This window comes from Nocardioides lentus, assembly GCF_039529515.1.
Taxonomy (GTDB): Bacteria; Actinomycetota; Actinomycetes; order Propionibacteriales; family Nocardioidaceae; genus Nocardioides; species Nocardioides lentus.
Genome location: NZ_BAAAMY010000009.1, coordinates 46025 through 59727 on the forward strand (window position 1 = coordinate 46025; position 13703 = coordinate 59727).

General features: G+C 74.1%; 13 protein-coding genes. 6 read left to right on the plus strand and 7 right to left on the minus strand.

The genetic code is table 11. From position 1 onward, the window contains the following. Positions 1-20: 20 nt before the first annotated feature. The 4 genes from ABD158_RS16245 to ABD158_RS16260 all read right to left on the minus strand — a co-directional run bounded on the left by ABD158_RS16245 (position 21) and on the right by ABD158_RS16260 (position 3353). Positions 21-767: a phosphoadenylyl-sulfate reductase gene (locus tag ABD158_RS16245; protein WP_344008645.1), complete on the minus strand. Its 747-nt coding sequence runs from the start codon at positions 765-767 to the stop codon at positions 21-23. Next, on the minus strand, positions 764-925 hold the full coding sequence (locus ABD158_RS16250) for a hypothetical protein (protein WP_344008646.1): 162 nt from the start codon (positions 923-925) through the stop codon (positions 764-766). The genes ABD158_RS16245 and ABD158_RS16250 overlap by 4 nt, the downstream gene beginning before the upstream one ends. Next, positions 922-2637 (minus strand): nitrite/sulfite reductase, encoded by a 1716-nt coding sequence (locus ABD158_RS16255; protein ID WP_344008648.1) that lies wholly within the window; start codon positions 2635-2637, stop codon positions 922-924. Before ABD158_RS16255 ends, ABD158_RS16250 begins: the two co-directional genes overlap by 4 nt. 248 nt (positions 2638-2885) lie before the next feature. Further along, positions 2886-3353 carry a hypothetical protein gene (locus ABD158_RS16260; protein ID WP_344008649.1) on the minus strand — a complete coding sequence of 156 codons (468 nt, stop codon included), beginning with the start codon at positions 3351-3353 and terminating at the stop codon, positions 2886-2888. A gap of 70 nt (positions 3354-3423) precedes the next feature. Here ABD158_RS16260 and ABD158_RS16265 point away from each other — a divergent pair, with 70 nt between their 5' ends. After that, complete coding sequence (locus tag ABD158_RS16265; protein ID WP_344008650.1) at positions 3424-4866, plus strand: glycine hydroxymethyltransferase; 1443 nt, start codon at positions 3424-3426, stop codon at positions 4864-4866. Position 4867: 1 nt separating this feature from the next. Continuing rightward, entirely contained in the window at positions 4868-5494 is a 627-nt protein-coding gene (locus tag ABD158_RS16270) for a DUF3558 family protein (protein WP_344008652.1), read from the plus strand. 14 nt (positions 5495-5508) lie between these two features. On the opposite strand, the gene ABD158_RS16275 is transcribed toward ABD158_RS16270, so the two are convergent. Continuing rightward, positions 5509-6198 (minus strand): response regulator, encoded by a 690-nt coding sequence (locus ABD158_RS16275; protein ID WP_344008653.1) that lies wholly within the window; start codon positions 6196-6198, stop codon positions 5509-5511. Further along, positions 6195-7808, minus strand: coding sequence for a sensor histidine kinase (locus tag ABD158_RS16280; protein WP_344008655.1), 1614 nt, complete (start codon positions 7806-7808; stop codon positions 6195-6197). The genes ABD158_RS16275 and ABD158_RS16280 overlap by 4 nt, the downstream gene beginning before the upstream one ends. Positions 7809-7944: 136 nt before the next feature. Here ABD158_RS16280 and ABD158_RS16285 point away from each other — a divergent pair, with 136 nt between their 5' ends. Next, positions 7945-9366 carry a cation:dicarboxylate symporter family transporter gene (locus ABD158_RS16285; protein ID WP_344008656.1) on the plus strand — a complete coding sequence of 474 codons (1422 nt, stop codon included), beginning with the start codon at positions 7945-7947 and terminating at the stop codon, positions 9364-9366. A gap of 51 nt (positions 9367-9417) precedes the next feature. On the opposite strand, the gene ABD158_RS16290 is transcribed toward ABD158_RS16285, so the two are convergent. Further along, the gene (locus ABD158_RS16290) at positions 9418-11085 is read right to left on the minus strand and encodes an acyl-CoA dehydrogenase family protein (RefSeq protein ID WP_344008657.1); all 1668 of its coding nucleotides are present in this window, start codon (positions 11083-11085) and stop codon (positions 9418-9420) included. A gap of 18 nt (positions 11086-11103) precedes the next feature. Here ABD158_RS16290 and ABD158_RS16295 point away from each other — a divergent pair, with 18 nt between their 5' ends. Genes ABD158_RS16295 through ABD158_RS16305 form a run of 3 tightly spaced genes read left to right on the plus strand, consistent with a single transcriptional unit; the run spans position 11104 to position 13703 of the window. Continuing rightward, complete coding sequence (locus tag ABD158_RS16295) at positions 11104-12192, plus strand: YihY/virulence factor BrkB family protein (protein WP_344008658.1); 1089 nt, start codon at positions 11104-11106, stop codon at positions 12190-12192. A gap of 5 nt (positions 12193-12197) precedes the next feature. Further along, positions 12198-12569 carry a hypothetical protein gene (locus ABD158_RS16300; RefSeq protein WP_344008659.1) on the plus strand — a complete coding sequence of 124 codons (372 nt, stop codon included), beginning with the start codon at positions 12198-12200 and terminating at the stop codon, positions 12567-12569. A gap of 33 nt (positions 12570-12602) precedes the next feature. After that, positions 12603-13703 carry a potassium channel family protein gene (locus ABD158_RS16305; RefSeq protein WP_425573222.1) on the plus strand — a complete coding sequence of 367 codons (1101 nt, stop codon included), beginning with the start codon at positions 12603-12605 and terminating at the stop codon, positions 13701-13703.

A 13703-nucleotide genomic window follows, 5' to 3' on the forward strand; every position in this document is an offset into this window, starting at 1 on the left:
GCGGTGCGGTCGCGTCGGGGTCACAGGTGGATCCCGCACTCGGTCTTGGTGGTGCCGGCCCAGCGTCCGCTGCGGGCGTCCTCGCCCGGCGCCACCCGGCGCGTGCACGGCTCGCAGCCGATGGAGGGGAACCCGTCGTACACCAGCGGGTTGACGAGCACGCCGTGCTCGGCGACGTAGGCGTCGACGTCCTCGTCGGTCCACCGGGCGAGCGGGGAGACCTTGACCTTCTGCTTGCGCGCGTCCCACCCGATGACGGGCGCGACGACGCGGTTGTGCGTCTCGGCGCGGCGCAGGCCGGTGGCCCAGGCGTCGTAGCCCGCCAGCATCCGGCTGAGCGGCGCGACCTTGCGCATCGCGCAGCAGGCGTCGGGGTCGCGGCGGAAGAGGTCCTTGCCGTACTGCGCGTCCTGCTCGGCGACACTCAGCTCGGGCTCGGCGGTGACGACGTTGACCGGCATGGTCGCGGCCACCGCGTCGCGGGTGCCGATGGTCTCGACGAAGTGGTAGCCGGTGTCGAGGAACACGACGTCCAGCCCCGGGGCGACCCGGGAGGCCACGTGGGCGAGCACGCCGTCGGCCATCGAGGAGGTCACGCAGAACCGCGCGCCGAAGGTCGCGACGGCCCACTCGATGATCTGCTCCGCGGGGGCCAGCTCGAGCTCGGCACCCATGATGCTGACGAGCTCCCTCAGCTCCTCGGAGCTGCGCCCCTCGGTGTGGGTGCCCTTGAAGTCACGCGCGGCCTGGGTGGTGGCGGTGGTCATCGCAGCTCACCCGCCGGCGTGATCTGGCCGAGGAACGTCACGGCGAAGGCCCGCAGGCAGGCGCGGCACTCCCAGCCGCCCGCCTCCTCGCGGGGCCACAGGTCGGTCTCCGCGCAGTAGGGGCAGTGGAAGGGCGACGCGGCGCGGGAGCTGCTCATGTGCGTTCCAGCGTCTTGTCCCCCCGCAGCAATTCCTCGTCGGCCCGAGCCACCCAGGCGGCGAAGGCCTCGCCCTCGGTGCGGTCGACGAGGAAGTTGCTCACGACGGCGGTGACGTAGTCGTCGAGACCGGCGCTCGTGACCTTGTGGGCGCGGAGCTTGCGGCCGAAGACCGCATCGAGACCCGCCGCGCCCCCGAGGTGCACCTGGAAGCCCTCGACCTGCTCGCCCTCGTGCATGACGAGCTGTCCCTTCAGGCCGATGTCGGCGACCTGCGTGCGGGCGCAGGCGTTGGGGCAGCCGTTGACGTTGACGGTGATCGGGGTGTCGAGGTCGGGGAAGCGACGCTCGAGCTCGGCGACGAGGTCGCGGGCGCGGTCCTTCGTGTCGACGATCGCCAGCTTGCAGAACTCGATGCCGGTGCAGGCCATCGTGTTGCGGCGCCACTGCGAGGGCCGAGCGGTCAGGCCGAGCTCGTCGAGGTCGTCGAGCAGCCCGTCCACGGCCCCCGGGGGCACCCCGATCAGCACGATCTTCTGGTACGGCGTGAGCCGGGCGCCGGTGACGCCGTGCTTCTCCATGAGGTCGGCCAGGCCGACGAGCAGCGTGCCCGAGACCCGCCCCGCGGTGGGGGCGAGGCCGACGTACTTGTCGCCGTCCTTCTGGTCGTGCACGCCGATGTGGTCGCGCACCGTGCCCGGGGAGGGCGGGGAGTCGCAGGAGACCAGCTCGCGGCCGAGGTACTCCTTCTCGAGGACCTCGCGGAACGTGTCGCGACCCCAGTCGGCGACCAGGAACTTGAGGCGGGCCTTGGAGCGCAGGCGGCGGTAGCCGTAGTCGCGGAAGATGCCGGCGACGCCGGCCCAGACGTCGGCGACCTCGTCGGTCGGGACCCAGACGCCGAGCGGGACCGCCAGCTTGGGGTTGGTCGACAGGCCGCCGCCCACCCACACGTCGAACCCGGGGCCGTGCTCGGGGTGCACGGTGCCGACGAAGGCGACGTCGTTGGTCTCGGGGGAGACGTCGTGGCTGGGGTGGCCGGTCAGGGCGGTCTTGAACTTCCGCGGGAAGTTGGAGAACGCCGGGTCGCCCAGGAAGCGGGCCCGGATCTCGTCGAGCGCGGAGGTGCCGTCGATGATCTCGTCGGCCGCGACGCCGGCGACCGGCGAGCCGAGGAAGGGGCGCGGCGAGTCGCCGCAGGCCTCGAGGCTCGACAGCCCGGCCTCGTCGAGGCGGCGCCAGATCTCGGGGACGTCCTCGACGCGGATCCAGTGGTACTGGATGTTCTCCCGGTCGGTGACGTCGGCGGTGTCGCGGGCGAAGTCGGTGCCGATCGTGCCGAGGGCGCGCACCGCGGCCGGCGCGAGCAGCTGGCCGTCGGAGCGGACCCGCATCATGAAGAAGCGGTCGTCCAGCTCCTCCTCGTCGAGCACGGCCGTCTTGCCGCCGTCGATGCCCGGCTTGCGCTGCGTGTAGAGGCCCATCCACCGGAACCGCCCGCGCAGGTCGGCCGGGTCGATCGAGTCGAAGCCCCGCTTGGAGTAGATGTTCAGGATGCGGTCCCGCACGTTGAGCGGGTCGTCGTCCTTCTTGGACTGCTCGTTCTTGTTCAGTGGCTCGGTGTACCCGAAGCCCCACTGACCCTCGGCGCGCTTGGGGCGCGGGATCTCGGTGTGCTTCGCGGGCTCGGGCTTGTACCGGAGGTCAGGCACGGGTGATCGGCTCCTGGCGGGGTCGCAGACGGACGGGATGCGGCGTACGACGTCGTACGCGGCGTGGGGGCAGCGGCTCAGGAGGAGCGACACAACATGCTGCGGGTGCGCCCGAGGTCCACGTGGCGTCGGACCACGAGGTGGACGTGCGTCACCGGGATCATGGGAGCAGTCTCACGCTGCGGACACCCTGCCCACAACCTGAGATCTCATGATGCGGACCCGCGGTCCACGATGTGAGAATCGCGTCATCCGCCGCTCACCACCTCGAAGCCCGCCGCGGCGAGGGACTCATAGTCGTCGACCCCGCTGCGCGGGGACCAGACGACCGTCCACCGCCCGGCGCCCTCGGCGACGGCCCAGGTGACGCTGGACCCGTCCGCGTCGGCGTAGGCCTGATGACGGTCCTCCATGTCCTCCGTGGGGTCCCGGTCGTACCGCGCGGCGTACACCGTCTCGTTGTCGTAGGGCCCGTCGTCGACCGCCGGGCACCCGGAGGTCGACCACTGCTCCTCGCGCCCCTCTCCCACGGTCTCCAGGTCGTAGCCCTCCTCCGCGGACGGGTCGTCCTCGCGCACCTCGGCGTCCTGTCCGCACAGCGTGCGGAGGGCGTCCAGCGGGCCCGGGGGTGGGTCGCCGACGAGGCCGCACCCGGTCGTCGCGGCGGCGAGGAGGCTCGGCAGGAGGGCGGCTCGGGGAGGAGGTGTCCTGGACATGGCGAGGAGCCTCCCCGTGACGACGGCCACGGAAACGCGCGCCGGGGCCCGGACGTCCTACGCTGGACCCATGGCCGACCTGAACGCCCAGACCAGCTCCGCCTACGCGCAGGCCCTCGAGGTGATCGCCTCGGTCGAGCCGCGCATCGCCGAGGCCACGCGCGCCGAGCTCGCCGACCAGCGGGGCTCGCTGAAGCTGATCGCCTCGGAGAACTACGCCTCGCCCGCCGTGCTGATGACGATGGGCACCTGGTTCTCCGACAAGTACGCCGAGGGCACCGTCGGCCACCGCTTCTACGCGGGCTGCCAGAACGTCGACACCGTCGAGACGATCGCCGCCGAGCACGCCCGCGAGCTGTTCGGCGCCGAGTACGCCTACGTGCAGCCGCACTCCGGCATCGACGCCAACCTGGTGGCGTTCTGGTCGATCCTGGCCCACCGCATCGAGCAGCCCACCCTCGCCGAGGCGGGGCTCAAGAACGTCAACGAGCTCTCCGAGGCCGACTGGGAGACGCTGCGCCGGAGGTTCGGTGAGCAGCGCCTGCTCGGCATGAGCCTCGACGCCGGGGGCCACCTCACCCACGGCTTCCGGCCCAACATCTCGGGGAAGATGTTCCACCAGCAGCAGTACGGCACCGACCCGGAGACCGGGCTGCTCGACTACGACGTGGTGGCCGCCAAGGCCCGCGAGTTCAAGCCGCTGGTGCTGGTCGCCGGATACTCCGCCTACCCGCGGCGGGTGGACTTCGCGAAGATGCGCGAGATCGCCGACGAGGTCGGCGCCACCCTCATGGTCGACATGGCCCACTTCGCGGGTCTGGTGGCCGGCAAGGTCTTCACCGGCGACGAGGACCCGGTGCCCCACGCCCACATCGTCACGACCACCACCCACAAGTCGCTGCGCGGCCCGCGCGGCGGCATGGTCCTGGCGACGGAGGAGTACGCCCCCAGCGTCGACCGCGGCTGCCCGATGGTCCTCGGCGGCCCGCTGTCGCACGTGATGGCCGCGAAGGCCGTCGCGTTCGCCGAGGCCCGCCAGGACTCCTTCCGCACCTACGCCCAGGACGTCGCCGACAACGCCCAGTCGTTGGCCGAGGGCTTCAACCGGCGCGGCGCCACGCTCGTCACCGGCGGCACGGACAACCACCTCGTCCTGCTCGACGTGTCGGGCTACGGCCTGACCGGCCGGCAGGCGGAGGCGGCGCTGCTGGAGGCCGGCGTGGTCACCAACCGCAACTCGGTGCCCGCCGACCCGAACGGCGCCTGGTACACCTCCGGCATCCGGTTCGGCTCCCCGGCGCTCACCACCCGTGGGTTCGGCAAGGACGAGTTCGACGCGGTGGCCGAGCTGGTGACCCAGGTGCTGAGCCAGACCACCCCGGGCACGACCAAGGCCGGTGGCGCGTCGAAGGCGTCGTACGTGCTGGCCGACGGCGTGGCCGAGAAGGTCCGCGCCGAGGCCGCCGAGCTCCTCGACGCCCACCCGCTGTACCCGGGCCTCGACCTCGCCTGACGTGCGCGTCCGCTCCGCCGCCCTCGCGTCGGCCTCGGCGCTCCTGCTGCTCGGGGCGTGCGGTGGCGGTGGCGCCGACCGGTCGGACGCCGGCTCCGACGTCGGGTCGTCCCCGCCGGCCTCGTCCCCCGCGCCGAGCGGCTCGGCCGGGTCGGAGCAGGAGGCGGACCCGGACACGGGGGAGGACGCCGACCGGCCGCTGCCCGACCCGTGCGCGCTGGTCACCGCGGCGGAGGCCGCCGAGGTGCTGGGCTCGCGCCGCTCCTCCGAGCGGATCGAGGGCGACGGCCCGACCGCCGGCACGGTGACCTGCCGCTTCGCCGGCGGGCCGGACGTGGACGACCCCGGCCTGGACGTGATCGTCTCCGACGCCGACGGCGCCGACATCGCGACGCTGACCCGGGCGTACGGCGCGGTCCCCGGCGTCGAGGAGGAGCCGCTCGAGGTCCCCGGCAGCGACGGGGCGGCACTGCTCGTCGAGGACGACGAGCTGCTCGCCGTGGCGACCGCGCTCGTGCTGCGCGACGACGTGGTCCACACCGTGCTCGGCTCCGCGCCGGAGGTCGACGAGGCCCGTCGCGTCGCGCGGCGCGGCGTGGACGCGGTCTTCTCCGGACCCCGCGCCTAGGGCGCCTCGGGCGCCTAGGGGCGCCAGGTGTACTCGAGCTCGGGCCGTCCGGCGCCGTAGCGGGGCCGGCGGTCCAGCAGGCCCTGCTCGGCCAGGTGCTCGAGGTAGCGCCGGGCGGTGACCCGCGAGGCCCCGACCGCGGTCGCGACCTCGGTGGCGGACGCGCCGCCGTCGGCCCCGCGCACGGCGGCGGTGACGCGCCGGAGGGTCTCGGCGCTCATGCCCTTCGGCAGGGTGTCGCCGGCGGGGGAGCGCAGCGTGCCGAAGGCCCGGTCGATCTCGTCCTGGACGACCTCGGCGCCGCCGGCCTCCAGGCTGCCGCGGTACTCGGCGTACCGCTGGAGCTTGGCGCGGAAGGTGGCGAACGTGAACGGCTTGAGCAGGTAGAGCGCGACCCCCTGGGCCACGGCGCGGCGCACGACGTCGGCGTCGCGGGCGGAGGTGACGGCGATGACGTCGCAGAAGTGACCGGTCGCGCGCAGACGCGTCAGCAGGGCCAGCCCGTGGCCGTCGGGCAGGTGGAGGTCGAGCAGCAGCAGGTCCACGGGGCGGCCCGCGGCCTGCTCCGACTCGAGCGCCCGCACGGCCTCCGTCAGCGAGGCCACGGAGCCGACGGGCTCGAAGCCCGGCACGCGGGACACGTAGGTCACGTGGGTCTCGGCGGCGATCGGCTCGTCCTCGACGACGAGGACCCGCACGCTCACGGGGCCGCCGCCAGGCTGCGCTGCAGCACGACCTCGATCCGGGCGCCGCCGAGCTCGGAGCGTCCGAGGGCGACGTCGCCGCCGTGACGGCGCGCGGCGGCGGCCACCAGCGCGAGCCCCAGGCCCCGTCCGGCCGCGTCACCGCCCGCCTTCGTGCTCCACCCCTGCTCCAGCGCGTGCGCGACGGCCTCGGAGTCGAAGCCCGGGCCGCTGTCACCGACCTCCACCCGCAGCTGCTCGGCGTCACCGTCGCGACGGCGGCCCAGCGCGACCCGGACCCGGCGCACGTCCGCCCCGGCCACGGCGTCGAACGCGTTGTCCACCAGGTTGCCGACCACGGTCACCAGGTCGCGTGACAGCTCGCGGGCCACGGCACCCCCGGCGCCGATCTCGCCCTCGACCTCCAGGGAGACCCCCCGCTCCGCCGCCTGGGCGAGCTTGCCGAGCAGCAGCGCCGCCACCACCGGGTCGCCGACGGACTCGATGACCTGGTCGGTCAGCAGCTGCGCGAGCTGCAGCTCCTCCGTGACCAGGTCGACCGCCTCGTCGAGGCGTCCCGTCTCGAGCAGCGACACGACGGTGTGCAGGAGGTTGGCCGACTCGTGGCTCTGGGCGCGCAGCGACTCGGTGAGGGCCCGGACCGCGTCGAGCTCGCCGGTGACGGCCCGCAGCTCGGTGTGGTCGCGCAGGGTGACGACCGAGCCGACCTCGCTGCCCTCCCAGGTCGCCGCGGACGTGCTCACCAGCAGCACGCGGTCCCCGACGAGGTACAGGTCGTCGGGCGAGGTGGACCCGCCCGTCGCCGCCCCCACCAGGGCGGGCGGCAGGCCCAGCGCCGCCAGCGACCGGCCCGCGACGTCGTCGGGCAGGGCCAGCAGGCGTCGGGCCTCCGCGTTGGCCTGCTGCACGTGGCCGTGCCGGTCCAGCAGCAGCAGGCCCTCGCGGACGGCCTGGAGCACCGCGGTGTAGTACTCGTACATCCGGGTGATCTCCTGCTCGCCCAGCCCGTGGGTCTGACGCCGGACCCGACGGTGCACGAGGCCCGCACCGGCGAGGCCGAGGCCCAGCACGACCAGCGCGGCGACGGCGACCAGGGCGAGGTCGTCGGCGAGGCTGCGGCGGATCGACTCGACCGTGATGCCGACCGAGGCCAGCGCCAGCGGCCCCTCGCCGGCCGCGCCCCGCACGGGCACCACGGCCCGCACCGACTCCCCGAGCGTGCCCGGGTACTCCTGCGTGAAGACGCCGCCCGAGGGCGCGTCGCCGAGGTCGCCCAGGAAGCGTCGGCCGATGTTGGCCGGGTCCGGGTGGGTGTAGCGGATCCCCTCGGTGTCCATCAGCACCACGAAGTCGACGCCGGTGTCGACGCGGACCTCCTCGGCGTACGGCTGCAGGAGCGACGACGGCTCCGAGGTCTCGAGCGCCTCGGTGACCGCGGGGGAGTCGGCCACGGCCCGCGCGACCGCCACCGCGCGCTCGGTCGCCGCCGCCCGGGCGTCGCGCTGCGCGTCGTACGCCGCGAGGCCGGCCGTGACCAGCACGGTCGCGACGACCAGCACCACCTGCAGCGCCAACACCTGACGCGCCACCGACCAGCCCTGCCCGCGCACGTGCCCATCATGCCGCCCCGGCGGTCCCCGCGCGGCGCCGTGAACTCAACGACCACAAGGGTGACCGGGCTCACAGGGGCCAGCAGAGTGCGTGACGACCGCCACGTCCGCGGCGGTCGGTCACCGAAGGAGAACCATGGCCACCACGCAGTCCCCGGGGCAGCCGAACGGGCAGCCGAACGGGCAGCCGAGCTCGCCGGCGAAGCAGCGCCACGCGGCGCGCGCCACCCACGTCCTCTACCTCGCGGTCATCGCGGCGGTGGTGCTGGGCATCGTCGTCGGTCTCGCCGCCCCCGGCTTCGCGGTGCGGCTCGAGCCCATCGGCGACGGGTTCATCAACCTGATCAAGATGATGATCCAGCCCGTCATCTTCTGCACGATCGTCCTCGGGGTCGGCTCGGTCGCCAGCGCCACCAAGGTCGGCCGCGTCGGCGGCCTCGCGCTGGGCTACTTCCTCGTGATGTCGACCGTCGCCCTCGCGATCGGGCTCGTCGTCGGCAACCTGCTCGACCCGGGGTCCGGGCTGAACCTCACCTCCGACCTCGCCGCCGAGGGCCAGGCCAAGGCCGCGGACGGGCACGCCAGCACCACGGAGTTCCTCCTCGGGATCATCCCGACCTCGCTGTTCTCGGCCCTGACCTCCGGCAGCGTCCTGCAGACCCTGTTCGTGGCCCTCCTCGTGGGCTTCGCCCTGCAGCGCATGGGCGCCGCCGGCGCCCCGGTCCTGACCGTGGTCGGCCACCTGCAGAAGCTCGTCTTCCGGGTGCTCGCGATGATCATGTGGGCCGCCCCCGTCGGTGCGTTCGGAGCGATCGCCGCCGTCACCGGCCAGGGCGGGGTCAGCGCGCTCGCCAGCCTCGGCGTCCTGATGATCGGCTTCTACATCACCTGCCTGCTGTTCGTGTTCGTCGTCCTCGGCGCCCTGCTGAAGGTCGCCACCGGCGTGAGCATCCTCGGGCTCCTGAAGTACCTCGGTCGCGAGTTCCTGCTGATCCTCGCCACCTCCTCCTCCGAGTCGGCGCTGCCGCGGGTGATCGCCAAGCTCGAGCACGCCGGCATCGACCGGACGACCGTCGGCGTGGTCATCCCGACCGGCTACTCGTTCAACCTCGACGGGACCGCGATCTACCTGACGATGGCCTCGCTGTTCATCGCCGACGCGCTCGGCGACCCGCTGAGCATCGGCGAGCAGATCGGCCTGCTGCTCTTCATGATGATCGCCGCGAAGGGCGCCGCTGGCGTCACGGGCTCCGGGATGGCCGTGCTGGCCGGCGGCCTGCAGTCGCACCGGCCCGATCTCGTCGACGGCGTCGGGTTCATCGTCGGCATCGACCGCTTCATGTCGGAGGCCCGCGCCCTGACCAACTTCGCCGGCAACGCCGTCGCGACGGTCCTGGTCGGGCACTGGACCGGCGGCATCGACCGCGACCGCCTCGACCGGGTCCTCGCCGGCGAGCTGCCCTTCGACGAGTCGACCATGGTCGACGACGGCCACCGGACGGTCACCACGCCGCCCTCCGAGGCTGCGAGCGCCGCCACCGGGCCCGCGCAGCACTGAGTGCCACGGCGCCGGGCGCGCCGCACCGAGGGACGCCGCCGACGCCCCGGGTCAGTCGACCCGGGGCGTCGCGCGGTCGACGACCGCGCGCAGGCCGCCGGTCGTCAGGGTGCCCAGCGTCCCGTCGTACGACGGGCCGAGGCGGGAGGCGCAGAACGCGTCGGCGACCTCGGCCGGGGCCCCGCGCACCAGGAGCGCGCCCTGGAGGCAGGCCGCCATCCGCCCGGCCAGCCGCCGCGCGAGCCGCTCCGCGCCGGCGGGGTCGGCCATCAGCTCGCCCAGCAGGGCCAGGGTGTCGTCGACGGCCCGGTCGAGGCGGGCGTCCGCACCGCGCGCCAGGCCCACCTCGTCCACCCAGGCCTCGAGGGCCGCAGGCTCGCGGGTCAGCGCCCGCAGCACGTCGAGGGCGTTGACGTTGCCGGACCCCTCCCACACCGAGTTCAGCGGCGACTCGCGGAACAGCAGCGGCATCCCGGACTCCTCGACGTAGCCGTTGCCGCCGAGGCACTCCAGCGCCTCCGCGGCGACGAGCGGGGTCCGCTTGCAGACCCAGAACTTCGCGAGCGGCAGGCCGATCCGGCGCAGCGCGGCCTCGCGGGGGTCGTCGCGGGCGTCCACCGACGCGGCCAGCCGCAGCGCCAGCGCGGTGGCCGCCTCGGACTCCACGGCCAGGTCGGCCACGACGTTCTGCATCAAGGGGGCGTCGACCAGGCGCCGTCCGAAGGCGGAGCGGTGCGCCACGTGCCACGACGCCTCCGCCACCGCCCGGCGCACCAGCGCGGCGGAGCCCAGCACGCAGTCGAGGCGCGTCGCCGCGACCATGTCGATGATGGTGCGGACGCCACGGCCCTCCTCGCCCACCATCCAGCCGCGGGTGCCGGCGAGCTCGAGCTCGGAGGAGGCGTTGGAGCGGTTGCCGAGCTTGTCCTTGAGGCGGACGACGTCGAGCGGGTTGCGGCCGCCGTCGGGCAGCACCCGCGGGACCAGGAAGCACGACAGCCCGCCCGGCGCCTGCGCGAGCACGAGGAACACGTCGCTCATCGGCGCCGAGGTGAACCACTTGTGCCCGGCGAGCAGGTGGGCGCCGGTCCCGTCGGGCTCGGCCGTGGTGGTCGTGGCCCGCACGTCGGAGCCGCCCTGCCGCTCGGTCATCCCCATCCCCGCGAGCGCGCTCGGCTTGCCGGGCGTCCCCAGGGCCGGGTCGTACGACGTGGCCGCGAGGCGGGGGACCCACGAGGCCGCCAGCGTCGGGTCGGGCGCCGAGCGCAGGGCCGGGACCGCGGCGTACGTCATCGACAGCGGGCACGCGTGGCCGGGCTCGACCTGGCTCCACGCGAGGAACCCGACCGCGCGCCGCAGGTGCGCCGCCGGTCCGGTCGCCGTCCACGGGGCGGCCGCGAGGCCGAAGCCCACCCCGTGGCCCAGGAGCCAGTGCCAGGAGGGGTGGAACTCGACCTCGTCGACGCGGTGGCCGTAGCGGTCGACCGTGCGCAGCACCGGCGGGTGCGCGTTGGCCAGCCGGCCGTGCTCGCGGGCCTCGCCGGTCCCGGCCAGCAGCCCGAGACCACCCAGGTCGTCGAGCAGGTCGGTGGCCGCGTCCGGCGCGAGGCGGTGCACGGCACCGGTCAGGGCGGCGTCGCCGCGCACGACGTCGTGGCCCTCCAGCGGGGGCGGCTGGTTCGCCGCGACGCGCAGCGGTGCACGGTCGGTGGGCAGCATGGGCGATACCGTAGGGCCATGAGCAGCGGGGGCCGGGCCGCACGCCTCCGGCACCTGGGCCACCGGCTCGTCACCATGACGGTGGCCGCGTGCCTGCGTCACCGCGTCACCGGCCTGGCCGCGGAGGCGGCCTTCTTCGCGGTCCTGTCGCTGCCGCCGCTGGTGTTCGCCCTCGCCGGCGCGATCGGTTTCGTCACCGAGCGGTTCCCGCCCGCGCAGGTCACCGACATCCGCCAGGCGGTCCTGGACCTGTCGTCGCAGGCGCTCACCGACACGGCGGTCACCCGGGTCATCGCGCCGACCATCGACGAGGTCCTCGGCGGAGGTCGCGCCGACGTCATCTCGATCGGCTTCGTGCTCGCGCTGTGGTCGGGCTCCCGGGCGCTCAACGTGTTCGTCGACGCGATCACGATCATGCACGGGCTCGGCGGGCAGCGCGGGATCGTCCACACGCGGATGCTGTCGTTCGGGCTCTACCTACTGGGCCTGATGACCGGCATGGTCGCGATCCCGCTGGTGGTCGCCGGCCCCCGCCTCGCGGCGGCGCTGCTGCCGGAGCAGCTGGCCTTCCTGCGGGTCCTGTACTGGCCGGTCGTCGTGGTCGTCTGCATCTGCTTCCTCGCCACGCTCTACCACGTGTCGGTGCCGGTGCGGACGGCGTGGAGCTTCAACCTGCCGGGCGCCGTGTTCTCGCTGCTGGTGTGGATCGGCGGCTCGTCGGTGCTGCGCTGGGTGCTGACCATCACCGCGGCGGAGTCCCGCTCGGTCTACGGCCCGCTCGCCGCCCCGATCGCGGTCCTGCTCTGGCTGTACCTGCTGGCGATCGCGGTCCTGATCGGCGCGGCGGTCAACGCGGCGTTCGACGAGGTGCTCGGGCAGCAGGCGACCCAGCGCGCGCGCCGCGAGATCGCCGAGCGCCTGCGTCGCGGCCTCACCCTGGTGCCCGTGCGCCGCTCGCCCCGCCGTACCCCGGGTGCCACTCCGGTGGCCGGCCCGGTGGCCGGCCCGGTGGCCGGCCCGGTGGCGGGCCCCGCGGCCGGCCCGGCGGTCGCACCCGCCCGCGCCGCGGGGGCGGACCGGCGGGCCTCGGGGGCTCTGCCAGACTGAAGGCCGTGGGCAACGTCAACCTCCCGACCCCCGTCGCGGTGGCCATCGCCGCCCTGTGCGTGCTGGCCGGCTACCTGCTGGGCATCGTCGCCGGCCCGGACGGCCCCGAGCGCACCGTCGGCACCGTCGAGTCCTTCGACCCGGGCGAGAACCTGCTGTGCCTGTCGGGCGAGGCCGTCGCCGAGCTCGAGGACACCGCCCTGGACGGGGAGGACGACGACGTCCTCTGCGGCCGCTGGCAGCGCAGCGCGGGCAGCACGCGACCGTCCGTGGGCGACGACTTCCGCTTCGTCACCGAGCGCACCACCGACGCCCCCGACGGCGAGTCCGCCCCCGAGGCGGGCAGGGTCGTCATCTACGGGGCCGTGGTCGACTAGATTCCGGGCGTGGTCGCAGAGGGTCCCAGGGACATCGACGGGCGCGGCCTCGACGCCGCTGCCGCCAGCGACCGCGGACGGGTCGACCTGCCGGAGCCCGAGCGCTCCCCGGTCTGGCAGCTCGCGCGCCGGCTGCTGCTCGCGCTCGGGATCCTCGTGGCCACGGTCGCGCTGGTCTGGTTCGACCGCGACGGCTACAACGACAACGGCGACCCCACCAACACCGTCAGCCTGGTCGACGCGATCTACTACACGACGGTCACGCTCTCGACGACCGGCTACGGCGACATCGCCCCGGCGTCGCAGACGGCCCGGCTCGTCAACGCGTTCGTGATCACGCCGCTGCGCATCGCCTTCCTGGTGCTGCTGATCGGCACGACGCTCGAGGTGCTCGCCTCGCAGGGCCGCGAGGCGCTGCGGGTGCTCAGATGGAGGAAGCGGATGGGTCAGCACGTGGTCGTCATCGGGTACGGCACGAAGGGCCGCAGCGCGGTCGACGTGCTCGTCGGCAACGGCCTGCCGCGCGAGTCGGTGGTCGTGGTCGACGCGAGCCAGCACGCCCGCGAGGACGCGCACGACGACGGGTTCGCCGTGGTCATCGGCGACGCCACGCGCCGCGAGGTGCTGCGGCGCGCCCGGGTGGCCGACGCGGACCAGGTCATCATCACCACCGACCGCGACGACTCCAACGTCCTGGCCACCCTCACGGTGCGCCAGCTCAACCCCGACGCCAAGATCGTCGCCGCCGTGCGCGAGCACGAGAACGTGCCGCTGATCCGGCAGTCCGGGGCGGACTCCGTCATCACCTCCTCCGACGCGGTCGGTCGGCTGCTCGGGCTCTCCACGCTGTCCCCGACGCTGGGCACCGTCATGGAGGACCTCCTCACCCGCGGCGAGGGCCTCGAGGTCGCCGAGCGCGACCTGCTGGTGGCCGAGGTCGGCAAGCCCCCGCAGTCGCTGCCCGACCAGGTGATCGCCGTGGTCCGCGACGAGAACGTCTACCGCTACTTCGACCCGGTCGTCACCCGCCTCGCGCGCGGGGACCGGCTGATCGTGGTGCGGCCGGCGCAGGAGCGGCCCTGGGCGCCGCGGCCCGGGACCCACGGTGAGACGTCGGCCGACGAGCCGGACTGA

Bases quoted from the DNA above. Each gene is read 5' to 3' on its own strand.
- ABD158_RS16245 (WP_344008645.1), bottom strand. From the start codon at position 767: ATGACCACCGCCACCACCCAGGCCGCGCGTGACTTCAAGGGCACCCAC.
- ABD158_RS16250 (WP_344008646.1), bottom strand. From the start codon at position 925: ATGAGCAGCTCCCGCGCCGCGTCGCCCTTCCACTGCCCCTACTGCGCG.
- ABD158_RS16260 (WP_344008649.1), bottom strand. From the start codon at position 3,353: ATGTCCAGGACACCTCCTCCCCGAGCCGCCCTCCTGCCGAGCCTCCTC.
- ABD158_RS16265 (WP_344008650.1), top strand. From the start codon at position 3,424: ATGGCCGACCTGAACGCCCAGACCAGCTCCGCCTACGCGCAGGCCCTC.
- ABD158_RS16285 (WP_344008656.1), top strand. From the start codon at position 7,945: ATGGCCACCACGCAGTCCCCGGGGCAGCCGAACGGGCAGCCGAACGGG.
- ABD158_RS16290 (WP_344008657.1), bottom strand. From the start codon at position 11,085: ATGCTGCCCACCGACCGTGCACCGCTGCGCGTCGCGGCGAACCAGCCG.
- ABD158_RS16295 (WP_344008658.1), top strand. From the start codon at position 11,104: ATGAGCAGCGGGGGCCGGGCCGCACGCCTCCGGCACCTGGGCCACCGG.